The sequence below is a fragment of the Anoxybacillus sp. ST4 genome, assembly GCF_019448545.1.
Lineage (GTDB): Bacteria > Bacillota > Bacilli > Bacillales > Anoxybacillaceae > Anoxybacillus > Anoxybacillus pushchinoensis.
This window is the reverse complement of sequence record NZ_JAHZOE010000001.1, coordinates 288,323-305,783: the sequence shown is the minus strand read 5'-3', so window position 1 is coordinate 305,783 and position 17,461 is coordinate 288,323. Positions and strand designations below refer to the sequence as shown.

Sequence of the window (17,461 nt, the reverse complement as noted above, 5' to 3'; positions counted from 1 at the left end):
TCCGCTTCCCACTTTTGTTTGCAAAATATGAAGATGAATTATAATATGGTCTTATAATGTAGCCTATTGTAAGGTGGTGAGCGACAATCGAACTCAATAAACGTCAAGAACAAATTTTGCAAATCGTCAAAGATCACGGTCCGATTACAGGTGAGCACATCGCTGAGAAGCTTAATTTGACGCGTGCGACGTTGAGACCAGACTTGGCCATTTTGACGATGGCGGGATATTTAGAGGCGAGACCTCGTGTCGGTTATTTTTACACAGGAAAAACAGGGACGCAGTTGCTTGCCGATAAAATTAAAAAAATTAAAGTAAGTGACTATCAATCCATTCCTGTTGTCATTCATGAAAACGTGAGCGTCTATGATGCGATTGTCACGATGTTTTTAGAGGATGTTGGCACGTTGTTTGTCGTGGACGAGGAATCTTTGCTCGTCGGCGTTTTATCTCGGAAAGATTTGCTTCGCGCGAGCATCGGAAAACAAGAGTTAACATCGATCCCTGTCAATATTATTATGACGAGAATGCCGAACATTACTTTTTGTGAAAAAGATGACTTACTTATTGATGTCGCCCAAAAATTGATTGAAAAACAAATTGATGCGATGCCTGTCGTTAAAAAAGTAGACAAAGGGTATGAAGTTGTTGGGCGCATCACGAAAACAAATATGACGAAGGTGCTTGTCGCGCTAGCGAAAGAAGACGTGCTTTAAAGGGGGAAAAACATGAGCCAGATCGTATACGTCGTATCCGATTCAGCAGGAGAGACGGCAGAACTCGTTGTGAAGGCGGCGGCGAGTCAGTTTCAAGGGGCGCTCGTGCAGTTCCGACGTGTCCCGTACGTAGAGGACGTTGAGACGTTATCGGAAGTTGTCGCTTTAGCTAAAATGAACCGAGGGATCATTGTATTTACATTAGTGATACCAGAAATGCGCCGATTTTTATTAGCTGAGGCGGCACGTGAAGGGGTTCCTGTATATGACATTATCGGACCGCTCATTGAACAAATGGAACAACTATTCGGAATGACGCCACGTTGCGAGCCAGGACCTGTTCGTGTACTAGATGAAGATTACTTCCGTAAAATTGAAGCTATCGAATTTGCGGTGAAATACGACGATGGACGTGACCCGCGCGGCATTTTGCGAGCAGATATCGTGTTAATTGGCGTATCACGCACGTCAAAAACGCCATTATCACAATATTTAGCCCATAAGCGCTTTAAAGTAGCGAACGTGCCCATCGTTCCAGAAGTTGACCCACCAGAGGAGTTATTTCAAGTGCCGCCAGAAAAATGTTTTGGACTGAAAATTAGCCCAGAAAAGTTAAATGAAATTCGTCGTGAGCGATTGAAGTCGCTCGGGTTAGATGATCGCGCCATTTATGCAAATATCGATCGGATTAAAGAGGAATTGCAATATTTTGATGGCATCGTAAAAAAAATTGGCTGCGAAGTCATCGATGTAACAAATAAAGCTGTTGAAGAAACAGCAAACGTCATTATGAATATTATGCGGAAAAGAGAGAAATAAACGAATGGAGCACAGTCACAATAGTGATATGTGCTTTTCATTTTGATGTATTTTTATAGCCAACTCATGTTTTTTATATTATAATAAAAAATTGTGATAAAACAGGTTTAGACTGAACATAGGACGAATAAACTATTTATAGCTAATTGTCAAGTGACAATGCATCGGGATTTTCGACAATATTTTTTTCGCAAAAAGAAGGATTGTTTCGCGCGATGGAGAATAAAGACATACAAAACATTTCTATATCAGAAACGAGTTTTGTCGAAATATGTTTGGAGCTGTTGGAACATGGGACAACGCATTCCTGAAGAAACGGTTGAGCATATTCGTCGCTCAGTCGATATTGTAGACATCATTCAGCAGTATGTTTCACTGAAGAAGCAAGGGCGCAACTACTTTGGATTATGTCCTTTCCACGGAGAGAAAACACCTTCTTTTTCTGTTTCACCAGAAAAACAAATTTACCACTGTTTTGGATGTGGAGCAGGCGGAAATGTGTTTTCGTTTTTAATGGAAATTGAAGGGATCACATTTATTGAGGCTGTAAAGCGATTGGCGCCGCGGGCAAATGTCGATTTATCGGACGTTGTCGATGATCATCCATCGGCTAAACGAACAGAAACAGCGGTGATGGTTGCAGCACATGAGCTGTTAAAGAAGTTTTATCATCATTTGCTTATGCATACAAATGAAGGAGAGGAAGCATTAAACTACTTGCTTCAACGTGGATTTACGCTCGAGATCATTGAACAGTTCGAAATTGGGTACGCTTTGCCATCTTGGGATGCGGCTGTCACGTTTTTAGCAAACAAAGGCTTTTCGCTTCCGCTTATGGAACGAGCGGGCTTAATTGCGAAAAAATCAGGTGAGGAATCATATTTTGATCGTTTTCGCCATCGCATTATGTTTCCGATTCATAACCATCAAGGAGAAACGGTTGCCTTTTCGGGCAGAACGCTCGGAAACGAAGATCCGAAGTACGTCAATAGCCCTGAAACACCCATTTTTAATAAACGAAACATTTTATATCATTTTCATGAGGCGCGTTTGCCGATGAGGCAAAAGCAGCAAGTCGTTCTACTTGAAGGGTTTGCAGACGTAATTGCTGCTGTGCGGGCGGGCATTACCCATGCGGTAGCAACGATGGGGACGGCGTTATCAGAAGAGCAAGCACGTATGCTGCGTCGAAACGCCTCGTCGGTGATCGTTTGTTACGATGGTGATCGAGCGGGGATAGATGCTGCGTTGCGGGCGTCAGAAACGCTCGTTGAGGCTGGTTGCTACGTAAAAGTCGCGATGATGCCAGACGGACTCGATCCTGATGAGTACGTGCGTCGATACGGTGCTGATCGTTTTCGTCATCACGTACTTGATGCGAGCTTGTCGTTGACGGCGTTTAAGCTTGAATATTTAAAGCGCGGTCGTCATTTGCAAAACGAAAGCGAGCGTCTTCGCTACATTGAAGAAGCGGTAAAAGAAATTAGCCGTTTATCTAATGCGATTGAAGCCGATTATTACTTGCGGCAACTTGCTGATGAGTTTTCTATTTCAATGGATGCATTGCGCGAACAAATGGCGGTATATGGGAAGAAGCAACAAGTCGAACGCAAGAAAGAGCATCGCGAAACAGTATTGCCGCCTACGAAATCGAAATTGTTGCCAGCCTTTCAAAAGGCAGAGCGGATGTTAATCGCACATATGTTGCGTGATAAAACGATCGCATTTACAGTTCAACAAGCGATCGAAGGGGCATTCAACATTGAAGAGCATCGCGCCATTGTCGCTTATGTATATGCGTTTTACGAAGAAGGACACGAACCCGATGTAAGCTCGTTACTTGAACGCATTCATGATCCGCAATTGAAGCGCACTGTTACAGAGCTGGCGATGATGCCGATAAACGAAAATATTTCATCAGCAGAGTTACAAGATTATATCCAATGCGTGCTCAATTACCCTCAAGAACAGTTGTTGAAGCAAAAAGAAGCGCAGCTACGGGAAGCCGAACGGCAAAAAGATTATGAGCGCGCCAAACGCATTGCAAGTGAGATCATCGCATTGCGAAAGTCTTTGCATTTTGGAAGGAGGGGAATAAATGGCTGAAAAGTCAACACATTCCGATTTAACGTTAGAACAAGTAAAAGAACAATTAGTCGAACTAGGTAAAAAACGTGGTGTTCTTACCTATGAAGAAATCGCTGAACGATTATCCCCGTTTGATCTTGATTCTGATCAAATGGATGAGTATTATGAGTATTTAAACGAACAAGGTATCGAAGTCGTCGGCGAGTCTGATCTTGATGATGCTGATTTAGACGATCCAGATTTCGACGATTTGAAAGATGAAGAGTTCGATTTAAACGATTTAAGCGTTCCGCCGGGCGTAAAAATTAATGACCCTGTCCGCATGTATTTAAAAGAAATCGGCCGCGTTCCGCTATTGTCAGCGGAGGAAGAAATTGAACTAGCGAAACGTATTGAACAAGGAGACGAAGAAGCTAAACGCCGTCTAGCAGAAGCGAATCTTCGCCTCGTCGTAAGCATTGCGAAACGTTACGTCGGCCGCGGTATGCTTTTCCTTGACTTAATTCAAGAAGGGAACATGGGCTTAATTAAGGCGGTCGAAAAATTTGATTACCGCAAAGGATATAAATTTAGCACATATGCAACATGGTGGATTCGCCAAGCAATTACGCGCGCCATTGCTGACCAAGCGCGCACGATCCGCATTCCTGTCCATATGGTTGAAACGATTAACAAGCTTATTCGCGTTCAGCGTCAGCTGTTGCAAGATCTCGGCCGCGAGCCATCTCCCGAAGAAATTGCAGAAGAGATGGATTTAACGCCAGAAAAAGTGAGAGAAATTTTAAAAATCGCTCAAGAACCTGTGTCGCTTGAAACACCGATTGGCGAAGAAGACGATTCACATTTAGGCGACTTCATTGAAGACCAAGATGCGACATCTCCTGCCGAACATGCGGCGTATGAACTATTGAAAGAACAGCTCGAAGACGTGTTAGATACGCTAACAGATCGAGAAGAAAACGTGCTTCGTCTTCGCTTCGGCCTTGACGATGGACGGACGCGAACGCTTGAAGAAGTCGGAAAAGTGTTTGGCGTGACGCGCGAACGCATTCGCCAAATTGAAGCGAAGGCGTTGCGAAAACTACGCCATCCAAGCCGCAGCAAACGTTTAAAAGACTTTTTAGAATAACCGTTTACAAGAAATAGTTTACTTCTTACAATAGAAGTAAGCTATTTCTTTATTTAGGAAGGAATGCGTATTCAATGGAACAAAAACGAAAAGAGATCATTATTAACGAAATTAAGTATTGGAAGAAGACGCGGCTGTTGCCGGAACAATATTGCGATTTTCTTCTTGCATTGTATACAGAAGGAAATCGTGACGATGTTGAACGATCAACGAGACAAGTACCGACATGGGCAATCCGTGCAACAATGGCGATGATCGGCATATGTTTACCGCTTGCTCTTCTTGTCATTTATTTTACTGAATTGTCGTTCGTTTTGCAAACGCTCATTTTGTCACTTTTTGTCATAATTTGTTTTATAGCCGTTCGTTTTTTTGTGCAAAACAAGATGTTAACGCATATTGCGCTTATTGTTGGAGCTTTGTCGTTGCTCCTTCTTTCGATTCGTGCGAGCGATTTTTATTTCTCGGGAAGTACGAATGCATTAGCGGCGGCAGTTATGTTCAACTGTTTCGTCTGGCTGTTGATCGGTTGGCGTTTTTCGCTTATGTATTTTTTCATTTCGGGCGTTGTCGGCATTATTCTTCTTATTTCTTCATTTTTCATTTAAAAAAATTTACATACGGGGCTTTTCCTTTATGGGAATTTAAAGTACAATAAAATTGTTTGTAACGTTTTCATTTTGAAAAACATGTTTTATTACATAAGGGAGGGTAAAGTATGAATCGCAATCCGTTAATCCCATTTGCACTCATTATGGTGATGGGAATTGGTCTCATTTTCTTTCTGTCTGTAAAAGGCCTCGGAGATATGAAAGAAGTCGCGAAAGAGAAAGAAGGCGGCGCAAAGACAGAAGAAACAGCAGCTGCTGGTCCAGAAGACATTTACAAGAAAAGCTGTGTAGCATGTCATGGTGCGAACTATGAAGGTGGCGTTGGCCCAGCATTAACAGGTGTGGGCGATCGTTTATCTGTCGACCAAATTAAAGAGGTGTTAGTAAACGGTCGTGGAAGCATGCCAGCTGGATTAGTACCTGCGGATCAAGCAGAAGAAATGGCAAAATGGCTTGCCGAATTGAAATAAACGAAGCTGAAAAGTCCCTTTACTTCGGTGAAGGGATTTTTCGTTTTTTGTAAAACGTGATAAACTGAAGAAAAAAGCGTGGTGATCATTGTGAATGAATTACAATTATCTAAGCGATTGCAAACGGTCGTTTCATTTATTCCAAAAGGAAGCGTGTTGGCAGATATCGGATCAGACCATGCGTATTTGCCATGTTATGCGTATTTACACGGATACATAACAAAAGCGATTGCGGGGGAAGTAGCAGATGGACCGTTTCGTTCAGCAAAACAGCAAGTAGAAAAGTGCGGACTTTCTCACGTTATTTCCGTTCGTAAAGGAGACGGTCTACAAGTTGTAGCGCCAAATGAAGTTGATTGTGTGACGATTGCCGGAATGGGAGGAACGCTTATCTCTAACATTTTAGAAGCAGGGAAAGAAAAACTATGCGCTGTTAAACGGTTAATTTTACAGCCGAACGTTGGCGCTCATATTGTGCGTAAATGGCTGTTGGAAAATAATTGGGAATTGATTGATGAGCGCATTTTAGAGGAAGATGGACAAATTTATGAAGTGCTCGTTGCCGAACGAGGTCATCCGCTTCGACCATATACACAACTTCATATCGAATTGTTGCTCGGTCCATTTTTATTAAAAGAAAGAAATGAAGCGTTCGAAAAGAAATGGATGATGGAAATGAGTCATTGGCGTGATGTGATCGAGCAGTTAAAACATGCAAAAACAGGAGAAGCGATAAAAAAGAGGCAACAGTTTATTGAAACATTACGCATAGTAGAGGAGGCTTTAAAACGATGAAAACGCCAAACGGATATGAAATCATTCAGCTGTTCGAACAATTTGCTCCGAAACATTTGGCGATGGAAGACGACAAAATTGGTTTGCAAATCGGTACATTAAATAAACCGATTCGCCGTGTCATGATCACGCTAGATGTGTTAGAACAAGTTGTCGATGAAGCGATTGAACATCAAATCGATTTAATCATTGCCCACCATCCACCGATTTTCCGCCCGCTCAAACATATTGTGACCGACCAGCCGTACGGTCGAATGATTGAAAAATGTATAAAACACGATATTGCCGTCTACGCTGCGCATACGAATTTAGATATTGCAAAAGGAGGGGTGAATGATTGGCTTGCTGAAGCTTTGCAACTGCAAGACGTTGACGTTCTCGTTCCAACGTATGAGGAGCCGCTAAAAAAGCTTGTTGTATATGTGCCGCGTACGCATGCGGATGCGGTGAGAAAAGCATTGGGTGATGCGGGGGCTGGGCATATCGGAAATTATAGTCATTGCACATTTAACAGTGAAGGGGTTGGCACTTTTTTACCAGAAGAAGGAGCCAATCCGTTTATCGGTCAGCAAGGAACGTTAGAGACAGTAGAAGAAGTACGGATTGAAACGATTGTTCCTGCCAGCTTGCAACGAAAAGTGGTGCGGGCCATGTTACAGGCACATCCGTATGAAGAAGTGGCATATGACATATATCCACTTGAAAATAAAGGAACGGCATATGGGCTTGGACGGATCGGCAAGTTAAGCGAAGAAATGACGTTGCAACAATTCGCTGAACATGTGAAGGCGTCATTGCAAGTGCCGGCTGTTCGTGTCGTCGGCGAGTTAGATAGCCGCGTTCGCAAAGTAGCGGTTATCGGAGGAGACGGAAATAAATATATTCGCGAGGCAAAAATGCGAGGTGCGGATGTGTACGTTACTGGCGACTTATACTATCACGTCGCACATGATGCGTTAATGCTCGGTTTACATGTCGTTGATCCGGGACATCATGTCGAAAAAGTCATGAAAGAAGGAGTAGCGAACGTATTAAAAACGATGTGCGCACAACAAAAATTTGCAGTTGATATATATGTGTCTCAAGTGAATACAGAACCATTTACGTTCATATAAAAAAGAGGCTTATTCGCCTCTTTTTTTCACCTTTGGTAAAATTTTTGTTAGCGGTACTTTTCGTTCACGTGTCCACGTTTCAGGACGATTTGGATCAAACTGCTCTAAAAAGTCAATGACTTCTTTTGTAATCGGTGTTGGCGTCGATGCACCAGCGGTAACCGCTACTTTTTTCGCATCTTTAATCCATTCAATATCGATTTCTGTCACATCCGCTACTCGATAAGCTTTCGTTCCGGCAATTTCTTCAGATACTTGAGCAAGTCGATTCGAGTTATTGCTTCGCGGGTCGCCGACAACAATCGTCACATCCGCTTCTTTCGCTTGTTCAGCGACCGCTTCTTGCCGTACTTGCGTCGCTAAACAAATTTCACGATGCATTTCCACATGTGGATATTTTTCTTTTACTTTTTCCATGATATGTGCAACGTCCCATTGACTCATTGTCGTTTGGTTTGTCACAATAATGTGTTCTGATTGAATATTCAGTTGTTCCACATCTTCAGGCTTTTCGATTAAATGGACGGCATGAGGTGCGACGCCAATCGCTCCTTCAGGTTCAGGGTGTCCTTTTTTTCCAATGTAAATGACTTCATATCCGTTAGCAACTTTCTCGCGAATGAGCTCATGTGTTTTTGTGACGTCTGGGCATGTCGCATCGATGGTGACGAGCCCTTTTTCTCGCGCACGCTGTTTCACTTCAGGTGAAACGCCATGAGCGGTAAAGATGACCGTTCCATGATCGATTTTCTCTAAAATCTCAAGTCGATTCGGACCGTCGAGTGTAATAATACCTTCTTCTTCAAATGCATCTGTGACATGTTTATTATGAACGATCATGCCTAAAATATAGATCGGCCTTGGTAACGTAGGATCGAGCGCGGCGTTGCGGGCGATGACCATCGCATCGACGACTCCGTAACAATATCCGCGTGGCGTAATTTTTATCACTTCCATATGGATCGCTCCTTCTCGGCGTGTTTGTCGTTTTCATTATATAAAAGAAGGAGCGAACATACAAAAGTTAAATATATAGTTTTGGAACGGAGTGTCCTTTTTTCTTCGTTTTTTCTTGTTTTTGCTCTTTTTGTTTGCGTGCAGTTGGAACGGGACGTTGTTTGTTTACTATTTGTTTCTCAGTCGTAGCAGCGCTTGTTTCGCTCGCTGTTTCACTTGTTTTTGCTGTGGAATCAGACTGTTTCAATTCACGAAAAATTCGCATCATTGAAGGCATGCTCTTAATGAGCGGGCCGTATTGTTGTACCATTGGTGTAATGGTTTGAACCATGTGCAACATTTTTTGTACATTCGTTAACATCGAATCAATGCTCGGTAATGCGCCTTGGGCAGGAAGTTGACTGCCAAACAAACGTGAAAACATCCCTCCGTGCATTTGTCGCATCATAGGTTGTTGCCACATGGGCGGCATTGGCGAACGAGAAGGCGGAAACATAAATGGGTGTCGCAATGAAAATCCTCCTTTCCGTATGAGCTAGCTAACTTTGCTTTTTTCATCTATATTACGATATGCACAAAAGTTCATATAGTTGAATGAACGGTTAGTGTTCGTATATAATATGTAACTGGTTTATTTTTTTTACTGAATAAGAAAGGGGATGAGAAATCGTGTTTGAACGTTTTTCGTTTCATCCGTTTATTATAGAAGCGATTCATCATATGCAGTTTCATAAACCGACACCGATTCAAGAGCGTGTCATTCCTGCTGTGTTGCGGGGGGAAAGCGTCATCGGTCAGTCGCAAACAGGGACGGGAAAAACTCATGCTTATTTATTGCCGATCATCCAGCGTATTGATCCACATGTGGAAGAAGTGCAGGCAGTCATTACAGCACCGACTCGTGAGTTAGCAACACAAATTTATCATGAAGTGTTAAAAATTACGAAATTTTGTCCAGATGATCATCGAATTACAGCGCGCTGTTTTGTCGGTGGGACGGATAAGGTGCGAGCGATTGAAAAATTAAAAACACAACCTCATATTGTGATTGGTACACCAGGACGCGTTTATGATCTCGTTCGTGAACAGGCTTTATTTGTTCATACTGCTCGCATGCTTGTTATTGATGAGGCGGATGTCATGCTCGATATGGGGTTCATTACGGACGTCGATCAAGTGGCTGGACGAATGCCTGGAGATTTACAAATGCTTGTCTTCTCTGCAACAATTCCTGAAAAGCTGAAGCCGTTTTTGAAAAAGTATATGGAGAACCCAACTCATATTCATATCGCTCCGAAACAAGTAGCAGCGTCCACGATTGAACATATTCTTGTTCCGCTCCGTCATCGCGACCGTTTGCAGCTTTTATATGATATATTAGTTAGTTATAATCCGTATTTAGCTATCGTGTTTGCTAATACGCGCAAAACGGCTGATGAAGTGGCGGAAGGTTTAATTGAAAAAGGATTAAAAGTAGGTGTGCTACATGGCGATTTAACACCACGCGAGCGGAAAAAAACGATGAAGGCCATTCGGGACTTGCAATTTCAATACATTGTTGCGACAGATTTGGCAGCGCGAGGCATTGACATTGAAGGTGTCAGCCATGTTATAAACTACGAGCTGCCGACGGATTTAGACTTTTATGTTCACCGTGCGGGTCGCACAGGACGTGCTGGCTATGCTGGGATTGCAACGACGATTTATGAAGCATCAGATCAACATGCGCTTGTGAAGCTAGAAAAAAAGGGGATTCAGTTTCTCCATCGCGACTTGCGTCATGGGGAATGGGTCGAGCTCGACGCATGGAACGGACGTAAAAGAGAGAAAAAAGTTGATGAAGTTGAGCAACTTGTGGAAAAAATAGCGAAAAAACAAAAGAAAGTAAAGCCAGGATATAAGAAAAAATTGCGTGAGCAACTGAAAAAACAAAGAGCGAAAAAGAAATAAGGGAGAGAATGGTGTGTTAAAAATTGGTTCGCACGTATCGATGAGCGGGAAAGAGATGCTATTAGCTGCGAGTAAAGAAGCCGTTTCATACGGGGCAAACACATTTATGATTTACACAGGGGCACCGCAAAATACAAAGCGGAAGCCGATTGAACAGTTAAACATTGAACAAGGAATTGCCCATATGAAAGCGCATGGTATCGATGAAATTGTTGTTCATGCTCCGTATATTATTAATATTGGTAATACGATGAATGCGGATACGTTTTCACTTGGCGTCTCTTTTTTGCGCTCGGAAATTGAACGAACGGAAGCGATCGGCGCCAAGCAGCTCGTTCTTCATCCCGGTGCACATGTCGGTGCAGGAATTGAGGCAGGGATAGCTAAAATTATAGAAGGATTAAACGAAGTAATCACGCCCGATCAACAAGTGCAAGTGGCATTAGAAACGATGGCTGGAAAAGGTTCGGAATGTGGAAGCCGCTTTGAAGAATTGGCGAAAATCATTGACGGCGTCGTTTATAATGATAAATTGTCTATTTGTTTCGATACGTGTCATACGCATGATGCAGGATACGATATTGTTAACGATTTTGATGGCGTGTTAGAACAATTTGATCGCATCGTAGGGCTTGATCGTTTAAAAGTACTGCATATTAATGATAGTAAAAATCCGTGCGGAAGCCGAAAAGACCGCCACGAAAACATCGGTTTCGGTCATATCGGATTTGAAGCGCTAAATTATATTGTGCATCATCCACAGCTCATGCATGTACCAAAAATTTTAGAGACGCCGTATGTTGGTGAAAAGTCAGCGGCAAAGCCACCATATCGATTTGAAATTGCGATGTTGCGTGCGCAACAGTTCGATCCGCATATTCGTGAGAAAATTGCCGAGTAGAAGGCTGTCGACAGGCAGCCTTCTTACTGTATAAACTGGCGGATAAAGTCATTTGCTTGCTTGGCAAGTTGCGGCGACGTACGATAAGCGAGTTCGCGAATCCAATCTTTTCTAGCTTGCTCATTAAACACATCAATCGTTTTTTCGCGCATCATTTGAACGATGATTTCGGCATCTTTGGACGAAAGCGACACGTTGTATTGTTTTGCGTACATCATTAACTCGGCCGCGGTAATCGATTTCATTTTATGTTGGACAATTTTATGATATACATTCACGAAGCATCCCTCCTTGTTTACGATATGAGAAAGAAGAAGAAGATGTGCGATGGTATAATGAAATAAATGAAAGGGGAGATTCGGATGAAAAGGGAGCATAAAAAAGAAACGGTAAGTCATCTATTATATCGTGTTGTCATGATGACGATTGGTGCGACGCTTGCGGCGCTATCGATCGAGTTGTTTTTAGTTCCAAATGAAATTATTGACGGTGGGGTGATCGGTATTTCCCTTATTCTTGATCGCGTCCTTCCGAATGATGTATGGCTAAATTTTGCAACGCTCGTTATTTTGCTAAACGTACCTTTTATGTATTTCGGTTATAAACAAATCGGAAAAACGTTTATGCTCTCCTCCTTTTATTCTATCGTTGTTTTAGCTGTTATGGAGCGCTTGTTTCATCATGTATCCCCGTTTACAACAGATTCCATTTTAGCAACGGTGTTCGGTGGTGCAATTCTTGGTGCAGGTGTAGGGCTTGTCATTCGACACGGCGGTTCGTTAGACGGAACAGAAATTTTAGGTATTTTAATGACGAAAAAACTACCGTTTTCTGTCGGTGAATTTGTTATGTTTACAAACGTGTTTATTTTTACTTGGGCGGCATTTGTATTTGGGCCGAAGCAAGCCATGTACTCCGTGTTGACATATTACATTGCTTTTAAAACGATTGATACGGTCATTCAAGGATTAGATGAAACAAAAGCGGTGCTCATCGTGTCGGATCGCTACGAGGAAGTATCAGATGCTATTTTGAATCGACTCGGACGCGGGACGACAAAGCTAATGGGGAAAGGTGGATATACGGATGAGCAAAAAGAAGTTATTTATGCTGTCGTTACACGCTTAGAAGTGACGAAATTGAAGTCGATTGTATATGAAATTGATCCAAACGCTTTTATTACCATTATGAATACACAAGAAGTGCGCGGTGCTAAATTTAAGTCCGCTATTCATTAATGAAGGTAAATGCGTTATACTTACTGATGAATCGGAATCATTTTGAATTAAGGTGGTTAAGCAATGGATGATATTTTACGAATAGAAAACGTATCGTTTCGATATGATGATGAGGACGTGTTGCAACATATCGATTTTCGCATTCCGAGGGGGGCTTTCGTCGGTTTAGTCGGTCCGAACGGCTCGGGAAAATCAACGTTGCTCAAATGTATTTTACGATTGTTAAAGCCGCAAACAGGGCGCATTTTTTTGTTCGGCACACCGATTGAACAGTTTAAAGATTGGTATAAAATCGGCTTTGTATCTCAAAAGGCAAATAGCTTTAACACAGGGTTTCCTGCGACGGTGTACGAAGTTGTAGCAAGCGGCTTAACTGGAAAGCTCGGTTTATTTCGTCGATTGAAAAAAAGCGATGAAAAAGCGGTATATGAAGCAATTGATGCAGTCGGTATGAGCCCGTTTGTTCATCGAAATATTGGCGAACTTTCAGGGGGACAACAGCAACGTGTATTTATTGCCCGCGCCATTGTGTCAAAACCGGAATTTTTAATTTTAGATGAGCCGACTGTTGGAGTGGACGTCCAACACGTTCAAAGTTTTTATGATATGCTTGAGCAATTAAACAAACAGCATCATATGACGCTACTTCTCGTGACGCATGATATCGGAACAATTACGGAGAAAGTGACGCATGTTGCTTGTTTAAATAAACATTTACATTTTCACGGAAGCGTGCAGCAGTTCGCGCAGCTAAAGACAGAAGATGTAGCATCATTTTATGGTCATCATCTCCATTTACTCGCCCACGACCATGTGTAGAAAGGGACGATATGCATGTTAGAAGCATTGTTTCAGTATGAGTTTTTGCGAAATGCGTTCATTGTCGGGATATTTATCGGATTCATCGCTCCTCTTTTAGGTGTGTTTATTGTCGTTCGACGTTTATCACTTATCGCCGATGCGTTAAGTCATGTGACGCTTGCAGGGATCGCCGCCAGCTTACTTGTGCAAAAAAAATGGTTAACAACAGCTACACTCAATCCAATTTATATTGGTATGGCTTTTTCCGTCGCAGGCTCATTATTTATTGAAAAATTGCGCACCGTATATAAACATTATCAAGAATTAGCTATTCCGATTATTTTATCTAGTGGCATCGGACTAAGTGTCATTTTCATTTCTCTTGCCGATGGATTTAATACTGATTTGTTTTCGTATTTATTTGGAAGCGTGAGCGCAGTAAGCCGCTCGGACGTATGGACGATCGGCATCATTTTTTTCATCGTACTTACGATCATTTTATTGTTGTATAAAGAATGGTTTATTTTATCATTTGATGAGGAGTATGCCCACGCATCAGGGGTAAAAGTAAAGACGCTCCATTTTATTTTCATCGTGTTAGTTGCGCTCGTCATTGCCGCTTCGATGCGGATTGTCGGTATTTTACTCGTTTCGTCACTTATGACTCTTCCGGTGGCAGCAAGTATTCGAATCGCGAAAGGGTTTAAACAAGCGTTATGTTTTTCGATATTATTTGGTGAGCTTGCTGTCGTTGCTGGTTTGTTTCTTTCCTATTACTTGAATTTAGCTCCCGGTGGAACGATTGTGCTGTTAGCTGTTTTCATATTGATTAGTACGATCATGTGGAAAAAGTGGAAGAGAGGGTGAAAGAAGCATGAACGTGTCTGAGGCGCTTGAATTAATGAAAAAAAGAGGATTTAAGTATACAGGAAAGCGGGAAGAAATGTTGGAGCTGTTCGCGCAAACAGACAAATATTTAACAGCAAAAGACGTGCTTGATGTGATGAAAGAGCGATATCCAGGTCTTAGCTTTGACACAGTTTATCGCAATTTGGCGTTGTTCGTCGAGCTAGGTATTTTGGAAATGACAGAGCTTTCTGGAGAGAAGCGTTTTCGGTTTACGTGCAATGTGCATCACCATCACCATCATTTTATTTGTATGTCATGTGGAAAAACAAAAGAGCTTGTGACGTGTCCGATGAATGAATTATCCGAAGATTTGCGAGGATACAGCATTTCCGGTCATAAGTTTGAAGTGTACGGAATGTGTCCATCATGCCAACAACAAGCTGATGTATAGTGTCAGCTTGTTGTTGTAACTAATTGTTCCACTTGTCGCTTCGCTTCATGCCAGTTGTACACTCGAATGACTCCTTCTGGGAGTGGGCCGCGGTTATACGGCGTATCAAATAAAATGACAGGAATGCGGCACTGTTCAGCGATATTACAAGCATTATCGTATTTGTCTTCAAAAAAAATATCGATGTTGTATTTTTTTACCGCTTCCATTTTGTCATGGGAACCGACAAGATCGATATGATGATAATGCACGCCGTGTTTTCGAAACCATTTTTCTGTAATGTCGTATAAGTGGCGACCACGTGCACTAATGTAATACAGTTCGTATTTATCCTTCCAACTGTTGATGACCTCTAATGCTCCATTGGCAAGAGGGGCTTCGCTGTAAATGATCGGTTCATATTGTTCCATCCATTCATTTAATTTTTCTTCTGTTGTGTCTAAAAAAGGAACTAAGTCGTAATCTGTAATATCATCGAGCGTTAAATTTTTTTGAAACGATTCATTTAAATATGGAATGAATGTACTTGGACATGTGACCGTCCCATCAATATCGATGCCAAATCGCCGTTTGAACATATAGTTTCCCCTTTCTATGATGCAGTTTCCTCGCCCATTATATCACTGACATAAAGTAACATCTATAATGCCGCTTCGTTTACTCCATAATAATAGTGCTCCTCATTTCACGAAAGCGAGGGAATTGTCATGGACAATGAACGTGAGCGATTGTATGACAACACACGAATAGACACGGTTCCAAATGTAGAAAGAGACTTTATGGAGGAAACAGCAGGTGAAATCGCAGAGCCGATTCGATTTTCTGACAAAGAAGTAGATCGTGGAGAGAACGGTCGCGGAGTTGGTTGGCTCGCACTTGCTTTATCGATTGTTTCCCTTTTTCTTATGCCAGTCATTATGGGAGCAGCCGGCATTATTTTCGGATTTATCGCCCGCCGTCGAGGAGCGGAAACGTTAGGTGCTTGGGCGATCGGAATCGGTGCTGTCTCCATCATTTTAAGCTTTTTCGTTCGATTTTGGTAAATAAGAGGGGCGTGTCCCCTCTTATTTTTATTTTCCTTTCGACGCATATTCTTCCGCTAATTTGTCGATTTCTTTTTTCAACTCTTCAACCATTGTTTCTTCAGGTACTTTGCGAACGATTTTTCCATGGCGAAACAATAATCCTTCTCCGCGAGCTCCTGCAATGCCGATGTCCGCTTCGCGCGCTTCCCCCGGTCCATTTACTGCACAACCGAGCACAGCGACTTTAATCGGTGCCTTAATTTTTGCGATATATTCTTCAATTTCATTTGCTATGCGAATTAAGTCAATTTCAATTCGTCCGCATGTTGGACAAGAAATTAACGTTGCCGCATTTGCAGCGAGACCGAACGCTTTCAACAGCTCCCGCGCCACTTTCACTTCTTCGACAGGATCAGCGCTGAGAGATACACGTACGGTGTTGCCGATTCCTTTGCTTAAAATCGCTCCAAGCCCTGCAGCGCTTTTTACCGTCCCTGCAAATAACGTACCGGATTCAGTAATGCCGAGATGAAGTGGATAGTCGAACGCTTGAGCTGCTTTTTCGTACGCCTCAATGGCTAAGCGTACGTCGGAAGCTTTGAGTGAAACGATAATGTCTTCAAAATCAAGGTCTTCTAAAATGCGAATATGGTGCAAAGCACTTTCGACCATACCATCTGCAGTTGGATACCCGTATTTTTCTAAAATGCGCTTTTCGAGCGAGCCAGCATTGACACCGATACGAATAGGTACTCCGCGCTCTTTTGCTGCCTTAACGACCGCCTCGACTTTTTCACGCTTGCCAATGTTTCCGGGATTAATGCGAATTTTATCCGCGCCGTTTTCAATCGCCTTTAAAGCGAGACGATAGTCGAAATGAATATCGACAACGAGCGGGATATGAATACGTTTTTTTATTTCAGCAATCGCATCGGCTGCTCTTTCATCCGGGCAAGCGACGCGAACGATTTGGCATCCAGCTTCTTCTAACCGATGGATTTGTGCAACAGTTGCATCTACATCATGCGTTTTTGTCGTCGTCATACTTTGAATGACGACTTCGTTGTTCCCGCCGATTGTAATGTTCCCAACGCGAACAGGGCGGGTTTTTGAACGATGAATGATTTCACCCACGCGTCAATCGCTCCTTTAACGTATTAATCAAATCATTTTTTATTGTAGCAATGTTACTCGTTTGTTGACAATGTTTTTGCTATTTCCGCTTATAGTATGGAATGCGATATGTTTTCCCGACTTGAAGTGAATGGGCGTTGACATGGGGATTGAGCGTTTGAAAATCTGCAATAAGTTGATGAATGGATACCGGCAACTTTCCATCCGTGTCACGTTCGACGATCGAAAGGAGGGTATCGCCACGTTGAACGGTAACCTCGCGATATGGAAGCTCGTTCGTTTGTTTGACCGTTTTTTCTGCATGAATTGTATGAATCGTTCCTTTTGTGACATCATGATACGCAATGGCACATATGGCAACGAGCATAAAAAGAATGAGAAGCTTTTTCATGATATTCCCCCATTTTCCTTT

General features: G+C 42.4%; 21 protein-coding genes. 15 read left to right on the top strand and 6 right to left on the bottom strand.

Translation table 11 applies throughout. The features are described 5' to 3' along the window. Positions 1 to 86: 86 nt before the first annotated feature. From ccpN to K1I44_RS01755, 8 genes are all read left to right on the top strand, one after another. Complete coding sequence (gene ccpN, locus K1I44_RS01790) at positions 87 to 716, top strand: transcriptional regulator CcpN (RefSeq protein WP_219985126.1); 630 nt, start codon at positions 87 to 89, stop codon at positions 714 to 716. A 12-nt stretch (positions 717 to 728) separates the two neighbouring features. Beyond that, a complete protein-coding gene (locus K1I44_RS01785) occupies positions 729 to 1,535 on the top strand; it encodes a pyruvate, water dikinase regulatory protein (RefSeq protein WP_219985089.1) in 807 nt (268 codons plus the stop codon). Positions 1,536 to 1,826: 291 nt separating this feature from the next. Then, positions 1,827 to 3,641 (top strand): DNA primase, encoded by a 1,815-nt coding sequence (gene dnaG / locus K1I44_RS01780; protein WP_219985088.1) that lies wholly within the window; start codon positions 1,827 to 1,829, stop codon positions 3,639 to 3,641. Continuing rightward, positions 3,634 to 4,752 carry an RNA polymerase sigma factor RpoD gene (gene rpoD / locus K1I44_RS01775; RefSeq protein ID WP_003393929.1) on the top strand — a complete coding sequence of 373 codons (1,119 nt, stop codon included), beginning with the start codon at positions 3,634 to 3,636 and terminating at the stop codon, positions 4,750 to 4,752. Before dnaG ends, rpoD begins: the two co-directional genes overlap by 8 nt. Positions 4,753 to 4,826: 74 nt before the next feature. Beyond that, complete coding sequence (locus K1I44_RS01770) at positions 4,827 to 5,360, top strand: hypothetical protein (protein WP_219985087.1); 534 nt, start codon at positions 4,827 to 4,829, stop codon at positions 5,358 to 5,360. A 110-nt stretch (positions 5,361 to 5,470) separates the two neighbouring features. Next, positions 5,471 to 5,833, top strand: a complete 363-nt coding sequence (gene cccA, locus K1I44_RS01765; protein WP_003393933.1) for a cytochrome c550 — start codon at positions 5,471 to 5,473, stop codon at positions 5,831 to 5,833. Between the two features lie 90 nt (positions 5,834 to 5,923). Beyond that, entirely contained in the window at positions 5,924 to 6,628 is a 705-nt protein-coding gene (locus tag K1I44_RS01760; protein WP_219985086.1) for a tRNA (adenine(22)-N(1))-methyltransferase, read from the top strand. Then, positions 6,625 to 7,743, top strand: coding sequence for a Nif3-like dinuclear metal center hexameric protein (locus K1I44_RS01755; RefSeq protein WP_219985085.1), 1,119 nt, complete (start codon positions 6,625 to 6,627; stop codon positions 7,741 to 7,743). Before K1I44_RS01760 ends, K1I44_RS01755 begins: the two co-directional genes overlap by 4 nt. 9 nt (positions 7,744 to 7,752) lie before the next feature. On the opposite strand, the gene K1I44_RS01750 is transcribed toward K1I44_RS01755, so the two are convergent. Both K1I44_RS01750 and vrrA read right to left on the bottom strand, forming a co-directional pair. Further along, positions 7,753 to 8,700, bottom strand: coding sequence for a 4-hydroxy-3-methylbut-2-enyl diphosphate reductase (locus tag K1I44_RS01750; RefSeq protein ID WP_003393940.1), 948 nt, complete (start codon positions 8,698 to 8,700; stop codon positions 7,753 to 7,755). Positions 8,701 to 8,767: 67 nt separating this feature from the next. Beyond that, a complete protein-coding gene (vrrA, locus tag K1I44_RS01745; protein ID WP_003393942.1) occupies positions 8,768 to 9,211 on the bottom strand; it encodes a VrrA/YqfQ family protein in 444 nt (147 codons plus the stop codon). Between the two features lie 158 nt (positions 9,212 to 9,369). Here vrrA and K1I44_RS01740 point away from each other — a divergent pair, with 158 nt between their 5' ends. Next, positions 9,370 to 10,650 carry a DEAD/DEAH box helicase gene (locus K1I44_RS01740; protein ID WP_003393944.1) on the top strand — a complete coding sequence of 427 codons (1,281 nt, stop codon included), beginning with the start codon at positions 9,370 to 9,372 and terminating at the stop codon, positions 10,648 to 10,650. A gap of 13 nt (positions 10,651 to 10,663) precedes the next feature. Further along, positions 10,664 to 11,551, top strand: a complete 888-nt coding sequence (locus K1I44_RS01735; protein WP_219985084.1) for a deoxyribonuclease IV — start codon at positions 10,664 to 10,666, stop codon at positions 11,549 to 11,551. Positions 11,552 to 11,574: 23 nt separating this feature from the next. Here K1I44_RS01735 and K1I44_RS01730 read toward each other — a convergent pair whose 3' ends face one another. After that, the gene (locus tag K1I44_RS01730) at positions 11,575 to 11,829 is read right to left on the bottom strand and encodes a DUF2624 domain-containing protein (RefSeq protein ID WP_003393948.1); all 255 of its coding nucleotides are present in this window, start codon (positions 11,827 to 11,829) and stop codon (positions 11,575 to 11,577) included. 84 nt (positions 11,830 to 11,913) lie between these two features. On the opposite strand from K1I44_RS01730, the gene K1I44_RS01725 reads away from it, so the two are divergent. From K1I44_RS01725 to K1I44_RS01710, 4 genes are all read left to right on the top strand, one after another. Beyond that, the gene (locus tag K1I44_RS01725; protein WP_003393950.1) at positions 11,914 to 12,789 is read left to right on the top strand and encodes a YitT family protein; all 876 of its coding nucleotides are present in this window, start codon (positions 11,914 to 11,916) and stop codon (positions 12,787 to 12,789) included. A gap of 63 nt (positions 12,790 to 12,852) precedes the next feature. After that, positions 12,853 to 13,608 (top strand): metal ABC transporter ATP-binding protein, encoded by a 756-nt coding sequence (locus K1I44_RS01720; protein ID WP_003393953.1) that lies wholly within the window; start codon positions 12,853 to 12,855, stop codon positions 13,606 to 13,608. A gap of 15 nt (positions 13,609 to 13,623) precedes the next feature. Further along, positions 13,624 to 14,457, top strand: coding sequence for a metal ABC transporter permease (locus K1I44_RS01715; protein WP_219985083.1), 834 nt, complete (start codon positions 13,624 to 13,626; stop codon positions 14,455 to 14,457). Between the two features lie 7 nt (positions 14,458 to 14,464). After that, a complete protein-coding gene (locus K1I44_RS01710) occupies positions 14,465 to 14,890 on the top strand; it encodes a Fur family transcriptional regulator (protein WP_003393957.1) in 426 nt (141 codons plus the stop codon). A 2-nt stretch (positions 14,891 to 14,892) separates the two neighbouring features. Here the strand turns inward: K1I44_RS01710 and K1I44_RS01705 are convergent, their stop codons facing one another. Further along, complete coding sequence (locus K1I44_RS01705; protein ID WP_003393959.1) at positions 14,893 to 15,468, bottom strand: hypothetical protein; 576 nt, start codon at positions 15,466 to 15,468, stop codon at positions 14,893 to 14,895. Between the two features lie 129 nt (positions 15,469 to 15,597). Here K1I44_RS01705 and K1I44_RS01700 point away from each other — a divergent pair, with 129 nt between their 5' ends. Further along, positions 15,598 to 15,933, top strand: coding sequence for a hypothetical protein (locus K1I44_RS01700; RefSeq protein ID WP_003393962.1), 336 nt, complete (start codon positions 15,598 to 15,600; stop codon positions 15,931 to 15,933). Between the two features lie 27 nt (positions 15,934 to 15,960). On the opposite strand, the gene ispG is transcribed toward K1I44_RS01700, so the two are convergent. Beyond that, positions 15,961 to 17,049 (bottom strand): flavodoxin-dependent (E)-4-hydroxy-3-methylbut-2-enyl-diphosphate synthase, encoded by a 1,089-nt coding sequence (gene ispG, locus K1I44_RS01695; protein ID WP_003393965.1) that lies wholly within the window; start codon positions 17,047 to 17,049, stop codon positions 15,961 to 15,963. Positions 17,050 to 17,128: 79 nt separating this feature from the next. Then, on the bottom strand, positions 17,129 to 17,440 hold the full coding sequence (locus K1I44_RS01690) for a type IV pilus assembly protein FimV (protein ID WP_003393968.1): 312 nt from the start codon (positions 17,438 to 17,440) through the stop codon (positions 17,129 to 17,131). Positions 17,441 to 17,461 lie beyond the last annotated feature (21 nt).

Excerpts from the sequence above, each read along its gene's own strand:
- dnaG (WP_219985088.1), top strand. The coding sequence starts at position 1,827 with ATGGGACAACGCATTCCTGAAGAAACGGTTGAGCATATTCGTCGCTCA.
- rpoD (WP_003393929.1), top strand. The coding sequence starts at position 3,634 with ATGGCTGAAAAGTCAACACATTCCGATTTAACGTTAGAACAAGTAAAA.
- K1I44_RS01715 (WP_219985083.1), top strand. The coding sequence starts at position 13,624 with ATGTTAGAAGCATTGTTTCAGTATGAGTTTTTGCGAAATGCGTTCATT.
- K1I44_RS01710 (WP_003393957.1), top strand. The coding sequence starts at position 14,465 with ATGAACGTGTCTGAGGCGCTTGAATTAATGAAAAAAAGAGGATTTAAG.
- K1I44_RS01725 (WP_003393950.1), top strand. The coding sequence starts at position 11,914 with ATGAAAAGGGAGCATAAAAAAGAAACGGTAAGTCATCTATTATATCGT.
- K1I44_RS01770 (WP_219985087.1), top strand. The coding sequence starts at position 4,827 with ATGGAACAAAAACGAAAAGAGATCATTATTAACGAAATTAAGTATTGG.
- K1I44_RS01690 (WP_003393968.1), bottom strand. The coding sequence starts at position 17,440 with ATGAAAAAGCTTCTCATTCTTTTTATGCTCGTTGCCATATGTGCCATT.
- K1I44_RS01705 (WP_003393959.1), bottom strand. The coding sequence starts at position 15,468 with ATGTTCAAACGGCGATTTGGCATCGATATTGATGGGACGGTCACATGT.
- K1I44_RS01750 (WP_003393940.1), bottom strand. The coding sequence starts at position 8,700 with ATGGAAGTGATAAAAATTACGCCACGCGGATATTGTTACGGAGTCGTC.
- K1I44_RS01755 (WP_219985085.1), top strand. The coding sequence starts at position 6,625 with ATGAAAACGCCAAACGGATATGAAATCATTCAGCTGTTCGAACAATTT.
- cccA (WP_003393933.1), top strand. The coding sequence starts at position 5,471 with ATGAATCGCAATCCGTTAATCCCATTTGCACTCATTATGGTGATGGGA.
- K1I44_RS01720 (WP_003393953.1), top strand. The coding sequence starts at position 12,853 with ATGGATGATATTTTACGAATAGAAAACGTATCGTTTCGATATGATGAT.
- K1I44_RS01785 (WP_219985089.1), top strand. The coding sequence starts at position 729 with ATGAGCCAGATCGTATACGTCGTATCCGATTCAGCAGGAGAGACGGCA.
- K1I44_RS01700 (WP_003393962.1), top strand. The coding sequence starts at position 15,598 with ATGGACAATGAACGTGAGCGATTGTATGACAACACACGAATAGACACG.